The 12,622-nt window shown below is 60.3% G+C and carries 14 protein-coding genes; 12 read left to right on the forward strand and 2 right to left on the reverse strand.

Annotated elements, in window-relative coordinates; all coding sequences use genetic code 11:
• Positions 1-65 precede the first annotated feature (65 nt).
• Both purL and LA304_RS13800 read right to left on the reverse strand, forming a co-directional pair.
• Positions 66-2,225: a phosphoribosylformylglycinamidine synthase subunit PurL gene (gene purL / locus LA304_RS13795; protein ID WP_224503750.1), complete on the reverse strand. Its 2,160-nt coding sequence runs from the start codon at positions 2,223-2,225 to the stop codon at positions 66-68.
• Positions 2,226-2,660: 435 nt separating this feature from the next.
• A complete protein-coding gene (locus LA304_RS13800; protein ID WP_224503751.1) occupies positions 2,661-3,569 on the reverse strand; it encodes a LysR family transcriptional regulator in 909 nt (302 codons plus the stop codon).
• Positions 3,570-3,951: 382 nt separating this feature from the next.
• Between LA304_RS13800 and murI the strand changes: the two genes are divergently transcribed.
• The 12 genes from murI (at position 3,952) to LA304_RS13860 (ending at position 12,619) form a co-directional block, all read left to right on the forward strand.
• Entirely contained in the window at positions 3,952-4,764 is an 813-nt protein-coding gene (gene murI / locus LA304_RS13805; RefSeq protein WP_224503752.1) for a glutamate racemase, read from the forward strand.
• A gap of 146 nt (positions 4,765-4,910) precedes the next feature.
• Positions 4,911-5,939 (forward strand): N-acetyl-gamma-glutamyl-phosphate reductase, encoded by a 1,029-nt coding sequence (gene argC, locus LA304_RS13810; protein ID WP_224503753.1) that lies wholly within the window; start codon positions 4,911-4,913, stop codon positions 5,937-5,939.
• A gap of 50 nt (positions 5,940-5,989) precedes the next feature.
• On the forward strand, positions 5,990-6,433 hold the full coding sequence (ccmE, locus tag LA304_RS13815; protein ID WP_224504245.1) for a cytochrome c maturation protein CcmE: 444 nt from the start codon (positions 5,990-5,992) through the stop codon (positions 6,431-6,433).
• 112 nt (positions 6,434-6,545) lie between these two features.
• On the forward strand, positions 6,546-7,157 hold the full coding sequence (locus tag LA304_RS13820) for a holin-associated N-acetylmuramidase (protein WP_224503754.1): 612 nt from the start codon (positions 6,546-6,548) through the stop codon (positions 7,155-7,157).
• Positions 7,148-7,705, forward strand: a complete 558-nt coding sequence (locus LA304_RS13825) for a holin family protein (protein ID WP_224503755.1) — start codon at positions 7,148-7,150, stop codon at positions 7,703-7,705. Before LA304_RS13820 ends, LA304_RS13825 begins: the two co-directional genes overlap by 10 nt.
• Positions 7,705-7,881 (forward strand): hypothetical protein, encoded by a 177-nt coding sequence (locus tag LA304_RS13830; RefSeq protein WP_224503756.1) that lies wholly within the window; start codon positions 7,705-7,707, stop codon positions 7,879-7,881. Before LA304_RS13825 ends, LA304_RS13830 begins: the two co-directional genes overlap by 1 nt.
• A 5-nt stretch (positions 7,882-7,886) precedes the next feature.
• Positions 7,887-8,024: a hypothetical protein gene (locus tag LA304_RS13835; protein ID WP_224503757.1), complete on the forward strand. Its 138-nt coding sequence runs from the start codon at positions 7,887-7,889 to the stop codon at positions 8,022-8,024.
• A complete protein-coding gene (locus tag LA304_RS13840) occupies positions 8,021-8,443 on the forward strand; it encodes a hypothetical protein (RefSeq protein WP_224503758.1) in 423 nt (140 codons plus the stop codon). Before LA304_RS13835 ends, LA304_RS13840 begins: the two co-directional genes overlap by 4 nt.
• 153 nt (positions 8,444-8,596) lie before the next feature.
• Positions 8,597-10,567, forward strand: a complete 1,971-nt coding sequence (locus LA304_RS13845) for a heme lyase CcmF/NrfE family subunit (RefSeq protein ID WP_224503759.1) — start codon at positions 8,597-8,599, stop codon at positions 10,565-10,567.
• The gene (locus LA304_RS13850; RefSeq protein WP_224503760.1) at positions 10,564-11,016 is read left to right on the forward strand and encodes a cytochrome c-type biogenesis protein; all 453 of its coding nucleotides are present in this window, start codon (positions 10,564-10,566) and stop codon (positions 11,014-11,016) included. Before LA304_RS13845 ends, LA304_RS13850 begins: the two co-directional genes overlap by 4 nt.
• Before the next feature lie 221 nt (positions 11,017-11,237).
• Complete coding sequence (locus LA304_RS13855; RefSeq protein ID WP_224503761.1) at positions 11,238-11,765, forward strand: DUF2087 domain-containing protein; 528 nt, start codon at positions 11,238-11,240, stop codon at positions 11,763-11,765.
• Positions 11,766-11,842: 77 nt separating this feature from the next.
• Entirely contained in the window at positions 11,843-12,619 is a 777-nt protein-coding gene (locus LA304_RS13860) for an enoyl-CoA hydratase-related protein (RefSeq protein WP_224503762.1), read from the forward strand.
• Positions 12,620-12,622: the final 3 nt, after the last annotated feature.

Here is a 12,622-nt window from a genome sequence, read left to right on the forward strand (position 1 = left end):
GAGCCTAAAGCAAAAAGGCCCGCGATGCGCGGGCCTCTTGAGTATTTGGATCACGAAAAAGACGATCAGCCGAAAATCTCGCCGAATGTGCCGCTATAGATGGCGGACAGTTCGGAAAGCGGCGCCTCGGATGCGCCGAATTTCACGGTGTCGCCACCGAATTTGCCGACGGTTGCGACAGGTACGCCAGCTTGGGAAGCTGCGGCCATCAGCGCTTCGGCTTGGTCAAAGGTGCAGGCCACGAGGTAGCGGGCCTGATCTTCGCCGAAGAGTTGCGCAGTGTTGTCTTCGTCGATCTGGACGCCAACGCCAGCTTCGTTTGCCATTTCAAACGCTGCGAGGGCGAGGCCGCCGTCGGACAAGTCGGTCACAGCGCTGAACAGGGAGCCGTTGGCGCGGATGAATTCGCCATGTGCTTTCTCAGCGGCGAGGTCAACGTGCGGTGCATCGCCGTCTTCGCGGTTGAAGACTTCGTAGAGCAGGGCGGACTGACCGAGCAGGCCTTTGGTCTCGCCAACGAGGATCGCGACATCGCCGTCCTGAGCAACGCCGGAGATCAAATCATCAGCGGAGGCGATGAGGCCCACGGCACCGATGGTCGGGGTCGGCAGGATGCCCTCGCCGTCGGTCTCGTTGTAGAGCGAGACGTTGCCGGAGACGATCGGCATGTCGAGGAAGGCCACGGCCTGACCGATGCCGTCGAGAGCGCCGACGAACTGGCCCATGATTTCCGGCTTCTCGGGGTTGCCGAAGTTCAGGTTGTCGGTGGTTGCGAGCGGTTTGGCCCCAACAGACGACAGGTTGCGGTAGGCTTCTGCCACTGCCTGTTTGCCGCCTTCGGTCGGGTTCGCTTTGACGTAACGCGGGGTCACGTCAGAGGTGAAGGCCAGCAGTTTGTCGGTGCCATGGACGCGGATCACGCCTGCGCCGAGGCCCGGTGCGCGCACCGTGTCGGCCATTACCTGGGTGTCATACTGTTCGTAGACCCAGGCTTTGGACGCGTAGTTCGGGGACGCGATCAGGCCTTTGAGGCCGTCGATCGGGTCTATCTGCGGCACATCTGTGACTTGCTCGGCCGCAGGCGTCGGGACCCACGGACGGTCGTATTCCGGCGCGGACGACGCCAGCGTCGACAGCGGCAGGTCGGCCATGCAAGTGCCGTTGTGCATGATGAGGAAGCGGTCTTCGGAGATGGTTTCGCCGACGATGGCGAAATCGAGGTCCCATTTTTCGAAAACGGCGCGGGCTTCGGCCTCTTTCTCCGGCTTGAGGACCATGAGCATACGTTCCTGAGACTCGGAGAGCATCATCTCGTAGGCGGTCATGTTGGCTTCGCGCTGGGGCACGTTCTCGAGATCGAGACGGATGCCGAGTTTGCCCTTGTCGCCCATTTCCACAGCAGAACAGGTGAGACCAGCCGCACCCATGTCCTGAATGGAGATCACGGCGCCGGTGGCCATGAGTTCGAGGGTTGCTTCCATCAAGCATTTCTCGGTGAACGGGTCACCAACCTGAACGGTGGGGCGTTTGTCTTCAATGGTGTCGTCGAATTCAGCGGAGGCCATCGTCGCGCCGCCAACGCCGTCACGGCCGGTTTTCGCGCCGAGGTAGACCACGGGCATACCGACGCCCGAGGCTGCGGAGTAGAAGATCTTGTCTGTGTCAGCGAGACCTGCCGCGAATGCGTTCACGAGGCAGTTGCCGTTATAGGCCGCGTGGAAGCGCACTTCGCCGCCAACAGTCGGAACGCCGAAGCAGTTGCCGTAGCCGCCAACGCCCTCGACCACACCGTGAACGAGCTGTTTGGTTTTCTTGTGCTCTTTCAGACCAAAGGAGAGAGAGTTCATCGCCGCAATCGGACGTGCACCCATGGTGAACACGTCGCGCAGGATGCCACCTACACCGGTGGCCGCACCTTGGTAGGGCTCGATATAGGACGGGTGGTTGTGGCTCTCCATTTTGAAGACCACGCACTGGCCGTCGCCGATATCCACGATGCCCGCGTTCTCGCCCGGACCACAGATGACCTGAGGGCCATCGGTCGGCAGTTTGCGCAGGTGGATTTTGGAGGACTTATAGGAGCAGTGCTCGTTCCACATCGCCGAGAAGATGCCCAGTTCGGTGAACGTCGGCTCACGGTTCAGAATGCGCAGGATTTCGGCATATTCTTCCGGCTTGAGACCATGTGCAGAAATGATCTCTTCGGTGATGGCAGGCTCGGTCATAGGGGGTCCTCTAAGCGGCAGCTTTGTCTTGCGCGTCCTCATAGGACAGTTGGGGCGTTTGGGGAAGGGGCTATTGGGGCTACAAAAGCCGTCTTTCGCCCTAATGTCAGGTGAATTTGGTCCAGGGCGGCGGTTCTGGTCCGATGCCTGTTCCGGAATCCGAGCGGTTCGGGCGACGGCTCTTCGGAAGGGAGAGTGCGAAAAGAGGCCGTATATAGCCGAAGACAAAAAAAAGGCCGAGCAGAGCTCGGCCTAAGTCCAACAGGGAGGTAAAACCGCCAAGAGTTTCCTCAATTAGCGGCTTCGATGCTGCATTTAGGGGCAGTTTGTGAATCGATCAAGGTTTTTTCTGCACCTGCATTGCAATCCTGCCATGCGGACGACGCATAGCTAGTAGTTTCAGGTGCTTAGGGGGGAGATTCGGAGTGAGCGCTATCAGCTCGCGGACTCTTCGTCGCGCATCACGCGGCGGTGCGCGTTGATTTCCTCGATGATGAAATCGCGGAACACTTCGATACGCTTGGAGTGGCGCAGCTCTTCTGGGTAGGCGAGGAACACCGGAACTTCGCCGCTCTCCAAGTCCGGAAGCACGCGCACGAGGTTTGGTGCCGTCTGTACGAGATAATCCGGGAGAACCCCGACGCCAAGATCGTTCAAAACGGCCTGAAGAACGCCGAAGTAGTTATTAACGAAGAGCTTCGAGCGGATATCGTGCTCGTTCAGTTCCTCGATCAGACGCGCGCCGGCGGAGACCTGATGCGCATTCGGGTTCTGACAGATCAGACGGTGCGTCGAGAGATCGTCGAGCGTTTCGGGGGTGCCGTTCGCATCGAGATATTCACGGGTCGCAAACAGACGCATCCGGATATTCATCAGACGTTTGCGGATCAGGTCGGCCTGCGATGGCTCTTTCATGCGGATGGCGACATCAGCCTCACGCATCGGAAGGTCGAGCACGCGCTCTTCGAGCATCAGGTCGATTTTGAGTTCCGGATACTTTTCATAAAGACGGGACAGGCGCGGTGCGAGCCAGAGCGTGCCAAAGCCTGTTGCCGTTGTCACACGAAGCTCACCGTAGACCTCTTCCTCACTGTCACGAATTCGCGCGGCGGCTGCGTCGAGCCGTTTCGCCATCGAACGCGTGGCTTCAAACAGAAGCTCCCCTTGTTCAGTGAGGATCAAACCCCGCGCGTGACGGTGAAACAATGTCGTGGATAGCGATTCTTCGAGGGCGCGAATCTGACGCGACACGGCGGACTGGCTCAGGTGCAGCGTATCTCCCGCGTGGGTCAACGACCCCGCGTCCGCCACAGCGTGGAAAATTCTAAGCTTGTCCCAGTCCATACCTACACCTGTCTCAGGCTACTCTTGCACTCTACCAACCTAACATAGGCTAAGCGCGGCGCGATGCGAATGTTTCGGCGGTTTCTTTCTTTTTTTTTGAACAGACCGCAACCCGATAGCTTTGCGCTAACACAAATTTAGAGATGTTTTTTTCGGCCTGCGCTTTTTTCAGGCAGTTGGGCGGCGCTCGGACGCGATGGTGATGGGGCAGTTCAAAAAAATTGGATGGATTTTCTGGGCCGTGACACCTATTCACTATCTACTAGGCTTCGTCTGGCGCGTGCATTGGTTCATGCAACCGGGAGAGGCTTGAACAAGTGAATCATCAGGTGCGTCGGAGGGGGCGTTCCCGCGCGGCATCTGAAAGAACCGGAATAAGATCATGGCAGTCGGCATTTTTGACAGTGGCTTGGGTGGGTTGACGGTATTGGACGCCGTGACCAAACGTCTGCCGGACGTGCCCTTTGTCTATTTCGGGGACAATGCCCACGCGCCCTATGGCGTGCGCGATGCCGATGATGTCTATAATCTCACGACCGCGGCTGTGGAGCGTCTTTGGGAGGCAGGCTGCGATCTCGTCATTCTCGCCTGTAATACGGCCTCCGCTGCGGCTCTGCGCCGGATGCAGGAAAGCTGGATTCCCCCGAACAAGCGTGTTCTCGGTGTCTTCGTGCCGCTGATTGAGGCCCTGACCGAACGCCACTGGGGCGACAACAGCCCACCGCGCGAAGTGGCGGTGAAGCACGTCGCGCTCTTTGCAACGCCTGCGACTGTGGCGTCCCGCGCGTTCCAGCGTGAGCTGGCTTTCCGCGCGATCGGTGTGGATGTGGAAGCACAGGCCTGTGGCGGCGTGGTCGACGCGATTGAGGACGGGGACATGATCCTCGCTGATGCGCTCGTGCGCTCGCACGTCGATGCGCTCAAACGCAAAATGCCCAATCCTGACGCCGCCATCCTCGGCTGCACGCATTATCCGATCATGGAAACCGAGTTTCAGGAAGCGCTTGGCGATCACGTCAAAGTCTTCTCTCAGGCCAATCTCGTGGCCGAAAGCCTCGCGGATTATCTCGTCCGACACCCCGTGATGGTAGGGCCAGGCACGGAAAGCATGTTCCTCACGACGGGCGATCCGGCAAAGGTCTCCCGCGGCGCGACGCAGTTTCTGCGACGAAAAGTGGACTTCGTCAAAGCCTGACCTTCGTGTATCCCTTCGCCCTGTGACCGTGCGCACCTGTCGCAATTGCGGGGCCACCTGAAATCTTTTAAGTTCAAGTCTGGTCGCGGACCCGAGACGCTCGCAACGAGTATGGAGCCGCCCCGCCGATAGGAAAGATGACCGTTATGACAAAGAAAATCGCCATTCTCGGAGCCTCCGGTTACACGGGCGCCGAACTCGTTCGTTTGATTGCCACCCATCCGTCGATGGAGATCGTGGCCCTCTCCGGCGATCGAAAAGCCGGTATGGCGATGTCCGAAGTCTATCCGCACCTGCGCCACATGGACCTGCCGGACCTTTGCAAGATCGAGGACATCGACTTTGCGAATGTCGACCTCGCCTTTTGCGCGCTGCCGCATGCGACGTCGCAGGCCGTGATCAAAGAGCTGCCGGAGACCACCAAAGTTGTCGATCTCTCCGCTGACTTCCGTCTGCGTGATCCCTCTGAGTACGAGAAATGGTATGGCAAGCCGCACTCTGCCGTCGATCTTCAAAAAGAGGCGGTTTACGGCCTGACCGAATTCTACCGCGACGAGATCAAAAACGCGCGCCTCGTGGCCGGCACCGGCTGTAACGCCGCGACGGGTCAGTTCATCCTGCGCCCGCTGATCGCCGCCGGTGTGATCGATCTCGACCAGATCATCCTTGATCTGAAAGTCGCGGTGTCAGGCGCGGGCCGGTCTCTCAAAGAGCACCTGCTCTATGGTGAGCTCGAAGACAACGCGTTCGGCTACTCGGTCGGCGGCAAGCACCGTCACCTCGGCGAGTTCGATCAGGAATTCTCCAAGATCGCAGGCCGCGATGTCCGCATCCAGTTCACCCCGCACCTCGTGCCCGCCACGCGCGGCATCCTTGCGACCTGCTATGTGCAGGGCGAAGCCTCCGCGATCCACTATGCATTGGCTGATGCCTACATGAACGAGCCGTTCATCCAAGTGCTGCCGCTCGGTCAAGTACCGGCGATGAAGCATGTGCGCGGCTCTAACTATTGTCACATCGGCGTCGTCGAGGACCGTATCTCGGGCCGCGCGATTGTCTATGGCACCATCGACAACCTGACCAAAGGCTCGTCCGGTCAGGCGATCCAGAACGCGAACCTGATGCTGGGCCTGCCGGAGACCGAGGGTCTTCTGAACGTGCCCGTTTATCCGTAACTCATCCGTAACGCACTCGGGACTTTTGAGGAGGAGACCCCATGGCCGGTTTGAAAAACCTGAAGAAACAGCGCCGCATTCAGATCGTCGCGCTGACGGTGGTGGCGCTGATCGTCGCTACATCTCTCATCGGCTATGCGATGCGGGACGGGATCAACCTGTTCCGCTCTCCGACCCAAGTCGCGGAAGAACCGCCGCGCGCCGGGGAAGTGTTCCGCATTGGTGGCCTCGTGGAAGAAGGCTCTCTCGTGCGCGGGGAGGGGACCCATGTGACCTTCTCCGTGACCGACGGCGGCGCAACGATCCCCGTGACCTTCGAAGGCGTCCTGCCGGACCTCTTCGGCGAGAACCAGGGCATGATCGGCACCGGTACGCTCCAGGATGGCGTTTTTGTTGCCTCCGAAATTCTCGCCAAACACGACGAGACCTACATGCCGAAAGAGGTCATGGATGCGCTCAAAGAGCAGGGCGTCTATCAGGAGCCAGAGAGCTAACCTCTTCTCCTCTAAACCATAATCAAATCCCTAACGCCGCCGTCCGCTCTGGATGAGCGGCGTTAACTATTTTGCGAGAGCCTGATCCCGACACTTGGTGGGATTGAGGCAGATGCAAACAGTTCAGCAAATCGCAACGGAAATTGTCGCCCGTGAGGGGGGCTATGTGAACGACCCTGATGATCCGGGCGGGGCGACAAATTATGGCGTGACCATCGGGACGCTGTCACGGCTTGGGATTGATCTGGATGGAGACGGGCAGGTGACGGCGACGGACCTGAAACGTCTGAGCCGCACGCAGGCGCGGGATATCTTCATCGAACACTATTTCCAGCACCCCCGCATCGACGAATTGCCGCCGGTTTTGCAGCCAAGCGTGTTCGACATGTATGTGAATGCGGGCAGCAACGCGGTGCGGATATTGCAGCGGCTGCTCAACGACATGGGCCAGCGGATCGCCATTGATGGCATGATCGGCCCGCAGACCATTGATGCCGCGCAGATCGCCCAGTCGCTCGCGCCGGAGTATCTCGCCGATGCCTACGGGATCGCGCGGCGGAACTATTATTACGCGTTGGCGGACCGTCGCCCCAGTTCGCGCAAATACGCCCGTCGACAGGACGGCGGCAAAGGTGGCTGGATCGTACGCGCGGAGGCCTTCATCGCCACTCGCTATCACCTCACGGACGCAGAACATGCGGCACGGGTGGCGTCATGGGGGTGATTTCGAGCATGTGGGACGCTGTGTTCGGTGACGGGCGCAATGTCGTGAAAGAGACGGCGGAAGTGTTCTTCGAAAACAAGGAAAACTCTTCCGCCCGCGAAGCCGCCTATCGCGCTGCCGCCATGCAGCAGTTCGCGGCCGAGTTCGCCGTCGAACGCAAAGGCTGGTTTGACCGATTTATGGATGCTTTGAACCGTGTGCCGCGACCGATGATGGCCTTCGGCACCATCGGGTTGATGGTCACAGCAATGGTCAATCCGATCTGGTTTGCCGCGCGGATGCAGGGGGTTGCCCTCATCCCGGAACCGCTTTGGTGGCTGTTCGGGACAATCGTCTCCTTCTACTTCGGCGCGCGGTTTCAGGTGAAATCGCAGGAATTCCAGCGCTCTATTGCGACCACACTCGTCCGCGCGCCGATGGTGCGGGACAACATTGCCGCGCTCACAGAGCTAGGCGAAGAGGTGGCCGAGGCGGAAGAGGAGCGGGCTGAAGTGCCGGGTGAAGACGCGCCCAATCCGGCGCTGGCGGCGTGGAAGGGATCGTTGTGATGAGTGACACCCTAATCAGCGCGCTGGCAGAGCATGGGCCGTGGGTGCTCATGGTGTTTTTCCTGCTCTACCGCGACCTGCAAAAGGATGAGGCGACACGCTCCGTCCTCGACAAGAACACCCAGATTCTCGTGGAGATGACCACGATGATCCGCGAACGCCTGCCGAGGGGGTGATGCCGATGATCCCCTATCTTTGCAAAGTTCTGAATGGCCTGCGCCAGATCACGCGCGGCGAGACCGTGGACGCGGCACTCCGGCGCAATCACGAAGCGGCCTTGGCGCTCGATGCCGTTGTAAAGGAGATGTTGAAGCAATGAAAAAGATACTGATGCTTTACGCGGCCATTCTCACGGCTGCAGGTTTCGCTGTCGTCCTTCTTGGCCCCCGTCCGGCGCTGCTCTTGATGCTCGGGGCGATTGCCCTCATGGCACTTATGATTTCGGGCACGTTCTTCTGGCTGTGGAGAGTGCGCGCGACGCCGCTCGCTCTCGGGATGTCGCTGTCGTGGGCGGGGTCCGGTCTCACGCTCGGTTGGCTTTGGGGTGTCCAGTCCGCCGAAGCCGCCACCCGCAGCGGTGATCTCGCGGCCCTTTTTGCCTTCCTTTCCCTGCTGATGGCGGGCGCGGTGCTTCACTTTTCGGTGATTCAGGGCACGTTCGGATTTTCCGGCCTGCGCTTTCTTTGGCCTGTTTTGGGTGCTTGGAGTGTCTCTTTCGGGGTGCTTTTGCTCTTTTAATGCGGGCAAAGCTGGTGGGAAGAGGCGGGGAAGGGGCCGATCCGGCCCCTTTCTCACATGTTCCCTACGAAAGTCGAGATGCGACAGGTGAGCGCAACCCATTGGCGGGGCCGCTCGAACACGGTAAAACCTCCTGAAAAGGGAGACACGCATATGCTCGTAGAACTTGGACATTTTGCCCTCGTGATGGCCTTCGTTGTGGCAATCGCGCAAACGGTTCTGCCGCTTTGGGGCGCGCAGACTGGCAATCGGGCGATGATGGCGGTGTCAGAACCTGCGGCGCTCGTGCAACTCGTGTTGATTGCGTTCTCCTTTGGCGTGCTGACCTATGCGTTCGTCACCTCCGATTTCTCTCTCAAAGTCGTGGTCGATAACTCCCACACGCTCAAACCGATGCTTTACAAAGTCTCCGGCGTATGGGGGAACCACGAAGGCTCTATGCTTCTTTGGGTGCTGATCCTCGCGCTGTTTGGTGGCGCGGCGGCGCTCTTTGGCACGAACCTGCCGGAGACGCTCCGCGCCCGTGTGATCGGGGTGCAGGGGTCTATCGGTGTGGCGTTTCTCGCCTTCATTCTATTCACGTCCAACCCGTTCCTGCGGCTCGAATTTCCCCCGATGAACGGCGAGGACCTCAATCCGCTGCTCCAAGACCCTGGTTTGGCCTTCCACCCGCCGTTCCTCTATCTCGGCTATGTGGGCCTCTCCATGACCTTCTCCTTTGCCGTCGCTGCCCTCCTCGAAGGGCGCGTGGATGCCGCATGGGGGCGTTGGGTGCGGCCATGGACGCTTGCGGCGTGGGTGTTCCTGACCATCGGTATCGGCCTCGGGTCGTGGTGGGCGTATTACGAGCTGGGCTGGGGCGGGTTCTGGTTCTGGGATCCGGTCGAAAACGCCTCCTTCATGCCGTGGCTCTTCGCGGCGGCTCTGCTGCACTCCGCCATCGTGGTGGAAAAGCGCGAGACGCTCAAAAGCTGGACCATTCTGCTCGCCATTATGGCCTTTGGCTTCTCCCTGATCGGGACCTTCCTCGTCCGCTCGGGGGTCATTACCTCGGTCCACGCCTTCGCCAACGACCCAGAACGCGGGATTTTCATTCTGCTGATCCTCGCGATTTTCATGGGCGGCGCATTGACCCTTTTCACCGTCCGCGCGGCCTCCATGCAGGCGAAGGGCGTGTTCTCCCTGATGTCGCGCGAAAGCGCGCTCGTGATGAACAACATCCTGCTCGCGGTTGCGGCCATGGTCGTGTTCATCGGCACCATCTGGCCGCTCGTGGCGGAGGCCTTCTGGGCGCGGAAACTTTCTGTCGGCCCGCCGTTCTTTAACGCCGCCTTTACGCCGTTCTTCACCATTCTGGCGATCATCCTGCCCATCGGGGCGATCCTGCCGTGGAAGCGTGCGAAGCTCGGCGCGACGGTCAAGAAACTCGTGCCGTCGATCATCCTCGCCTTCGCTGTGCTCGGTCTCATCTGGTCGATCCAGACGCAGAAGACGCTGCTGGGGCCGATTGGTCTCGCGCTTGGCACATGGCTCCTTGCGGGCGCGGTGCAGGACATTCTTCTTCGCACGGGTAAGAAGGTGAACTTCTCCCGCCTCTGGCGTCTGCCGCGTGCGGATTGCGGGCGTTTGTTGGCGCATGGCGGTCTCGGGATCACCATGGCGGGCATTGCGGGCCTGACTGCTTGGACCGTCGAAGATATTCGCGTCGTCCAAGTTGGCGAGACGTTCGAGGTCGCGGGCTATACCATCGCGCTCGAAGATGTGGAGCGGGTGCAAGGGCCGAACTACGTGTCCACGATGGCGTCCCTCGCCGTCTTCCAGAAAGGCAAGAAAATCGCGACCCTGCATCCGGAAAAACGCTCTTATCCGGTGGCTCAAATGCCCACGACCGAAGCCGGTATCGACAACGGCTTCCTGCGGGACGTCTATCTCGTGATCGGCGATATCCAATCCAACGGCGGCTGGGCTGTCCGCACCTATATCAAGCCTCTGGCAAACTGGATCTGGGGCGGCTCGATCATCATGTCGCTGGGTGGCTTCCTGTCGCTCTCTGACCGTCGCTATCGCGTCGCCGCAGGCGCCCGCAAAGTGAAAACCACCACAGCCGGAGTGCCCGCCGAATGAAACGTCTCTTTCTGGTCCTCGCACTCCTGATGGCCTCGCCGGTCATGGCTGTGCAGCCTGACGAAGTCCTCTCCGACCCCGTTCTCGAAGAGCGCGCGCGTGACATTTCGCAGGGCCTGCGCTGTCTCGTCTGCCGCAACGAGAACATTGACGAGAGCAACGCGACGCTCGCCAAAGACCTGCGTTTGCTTGTCCGTGAGCGTCTCGTGGAAGGCGACACCAATGAGGAGGTCGTGGACTATGTGGTCAACCGCTACGGTGAATATGTGCTGCTGAAACCGACACTCACGGGTGCCAACAAACTCCTGTGGGTCGCTGGGCCGGTCATGCTGTTGATCGCTCTGGGTATTGGCATCTCCTTTATCCGTCGCCGCTCGGTCGCGACCGAGGACGAGGTGGCGCTTTCCGAAGATGAACAGAAACGCCTCGACGCGCTCTTGCACGAGTGACCGCCCCTCCAGTCCGCCTGATTTGCCCCGCCGCTTGCACCAAGTCGGCGGGGTTTCTATATCTGGGGCATCGGTCTGCAGTTCACCGAGTCGCTGCCGGTCCCCTTGGGACTACGCTGAACCTGCTTTTCTTTACGACCATCCGGTTTTCCGCGCGTCACGCGTGGGCCAAGGGCAGCTCCCCGCACGACCATACTGACGCGATCAACGGAGATAGACCGATGACTCGTGAGGCCATTTCTCTCACTCTTCCCGACGTGTCCGCATTCGCGCGCACGCTCAAATCCGATCTGGGGGACGCCTCCCCCGGACACCAAACCCTCTTGAACGCCATCGCGCGGGCAGGGGGATACCGCAATTTCCAGCACCTGAAAGCCACGCAGAGCATGGCGGAGCCAGTCGAACCCGCCGAAGGGCGCGCCGTCACACGCGCGCTTGCGCGGTTCACAGAGGGTGGTCTGTTGGAAAGTTGGTCCACCAAGCGCAAGGTGCGTCAGCATTGTCTCTGGGCGCTCTGGGCACAGGTGCCGCCGCGCACCGAGTTCACAGAACGCACGATTTCGGACCTGTTCGACACGATGACCGTGTTCCGCGATCCGGCGCAAATCCGGCGCTCTCTCATCGAGGACGGGCTTTTGACGCGCACAATCGACGGATCGGTCTACACGCGCGTTGAGGCTGTGCCGGACGAAACTGCCAAGGCTGTGATCCGCGCTGTGGCTTTGCGACGGCGAGACGCGGCAAAATAAGAAGTGACGGGGCGTCTCTCTTTCATTTGCTTTCCAAGTCCATATCTTGGGAGCGAACACAGGGAGAGAGGCGCCCCATGCATTACGATACCATCCGTGTCAGCCACGAAAACGGCGTCGCCACGATCACCCTCCATCGTCCAGAGGTCAAAAACGCGCTGAACACCCAGATGCGCGCGGAGATCACGCACGCTGTGCGCGACGCGTCGAAAACGGCGCGGGTGGTGGTTCTGACGGGCGAAGGCTCCGCGTTCTGCTCCGGTCAGGACCTCGGCGACGGGGTGAATGCCAACACCGCCGACCTTGAACGCACGTTGCGTGACGAATACGAGCCAATGCTCTACGCGATCCATGATTGCCCCGTGCCGACTGTGGCGGCGGTCAATGGCGCAGCTGCGGGAGCGGGCGCGTCTTTGGCCCTGTCGTGCGACGTGGTGATTGCGAGCGAGGCGGCGATCTTTGTGCAGGCCTTCTCGCGGATCGGCCTTATTCCGGATGCGGGCGGGACCTATGTTCTGCCGCGTCTTGTCGGCCTTGCCCGTGCCATGGGCGCTGCGCTCTTTGCCGATGAAATCACGGCGGCGCAGGCGGTTCAGTGGGGCATGATCTACGAGGCGGTGCCAGAGGGAGATTTCGAGGCGCACTGGCGCGCGAGGGCGGCCCATCTGGCAAAGGGTCCGACGGTGGCCTATCGCCATATCAAAGAGGCCATGCACGCCTCCTACGACAACACACTAGAGCAGCAACTCGGGCTCGAGGCGAAACTCCAGAACCACTGCGGGCAGACCCGCGATTTCAAGGAAGGGGTCCTTGCCTTCCTTGAAAAGCGCAAGCCGCGATACGAGGGGCGGTAAGGC

This window comes from Celeribacter litoreus (assembly GCF_020165855.1).
Taxonomy (GTDB): domain Bacteria; phylum Pseudomonadota; class Alphaproteobacteria; order Rhodobacterales; family Rhodobacteraceae; genus Celeribacter; species Celeribacter litoreus.

Excerpts from the sequence above, each read along its gene's own strand:
- LA304_RS13840 (WP_224503758.1), top strand. The coding sequence starts at position 8,021 with ATGAAAAAGATACTGATGCTTTACGCGGCCATTCTCACGGCTGCAGGT.
- LA304_RS13845 (WP_224503759.1), top strand. The coding sequence starts at position 8,597 with ATGCTCGTAGAACTTGGACATTTTGCCCTCGTGATGGCCTTCGTTGTG.
- LA304_RS13825 (WP_224503755.1), top strand. The coding sequence starts at position 7,148 with ATGGGGGTGATTTCGAGCATGTGGGACGCTGTGTTCGGTGACGGGCGC.
- murI (WP_224503752.1), top strand. The coding sequence starts at position 3,952 with ATGGCAGTCGGCATTTTTGACAGTGGCTTGGGTGGGTTGACGGTATTG.
- LA304_RS13830 (WP_224503756.1), top strand. The coding sequence starts at position 7,705 with ATGAGTGACACCCTAATCAGCGCGCTGGCAGAGCATGGGCCGTGGGTG.
- LA304_RS13860 (WP_224503762.1), top strand. The coding sequence starts at position 11,843 with ATGCATTACGATACCATCCGTGTCAGCCACGAAAACGGCGTCGCCACG.
- LA304_RS13835 (WP_224503757.1), top strand. The coding sequence starts at position 7,887 with ATGATCCCCTATCTTTGCAAAGTTCTGAATGGCCTGCGCCAGATCACG.
- argC (WP_224503753.1), top strand. The coding sequence starts at position 4,911 with ATGACAAAGAAAATCGCCATTCTCGGAGCCTCCGGTTACACGGGCGCC.
- purL (WP_224503750.1), bottom strand. The coding sequence starts at position 2,225 with ATGACCGAGCCTGCCATCACCGAAGAGATCATTTCTGCACATGGTCTC.
- LA304_RS13820 (WP_224503754.1), top strand. The coding sequence starts at position 6,546 with ATGCAAACAGTTCAGCAAATCGCAACGGAAATTGTCGCCCGTGAGGGG.
- LA304_RS13850 (WP_224503760.1), top strand. The coding sequence starts at position 10,564 with ATGAAACGTCTCTTTCTGGTCCTCGCACTCCTGATGGCCTCGCCGGTC.
- LA304_RS13800 (WP_224503751.1), bottom strand. The coding sequence starts at position 3,569 with ATGGACTGGGACAAGCTTAGAATTTTCCACGCTGTGGCGGACGCGGGG.
- LA304_RS13855 (WP_224503761.1), top strand. The coding sequence starts at position 11,238 with ATGACTCGTGAGGCCATTTCTCTCACTCTTCCCGACGTGTCCGCATTC.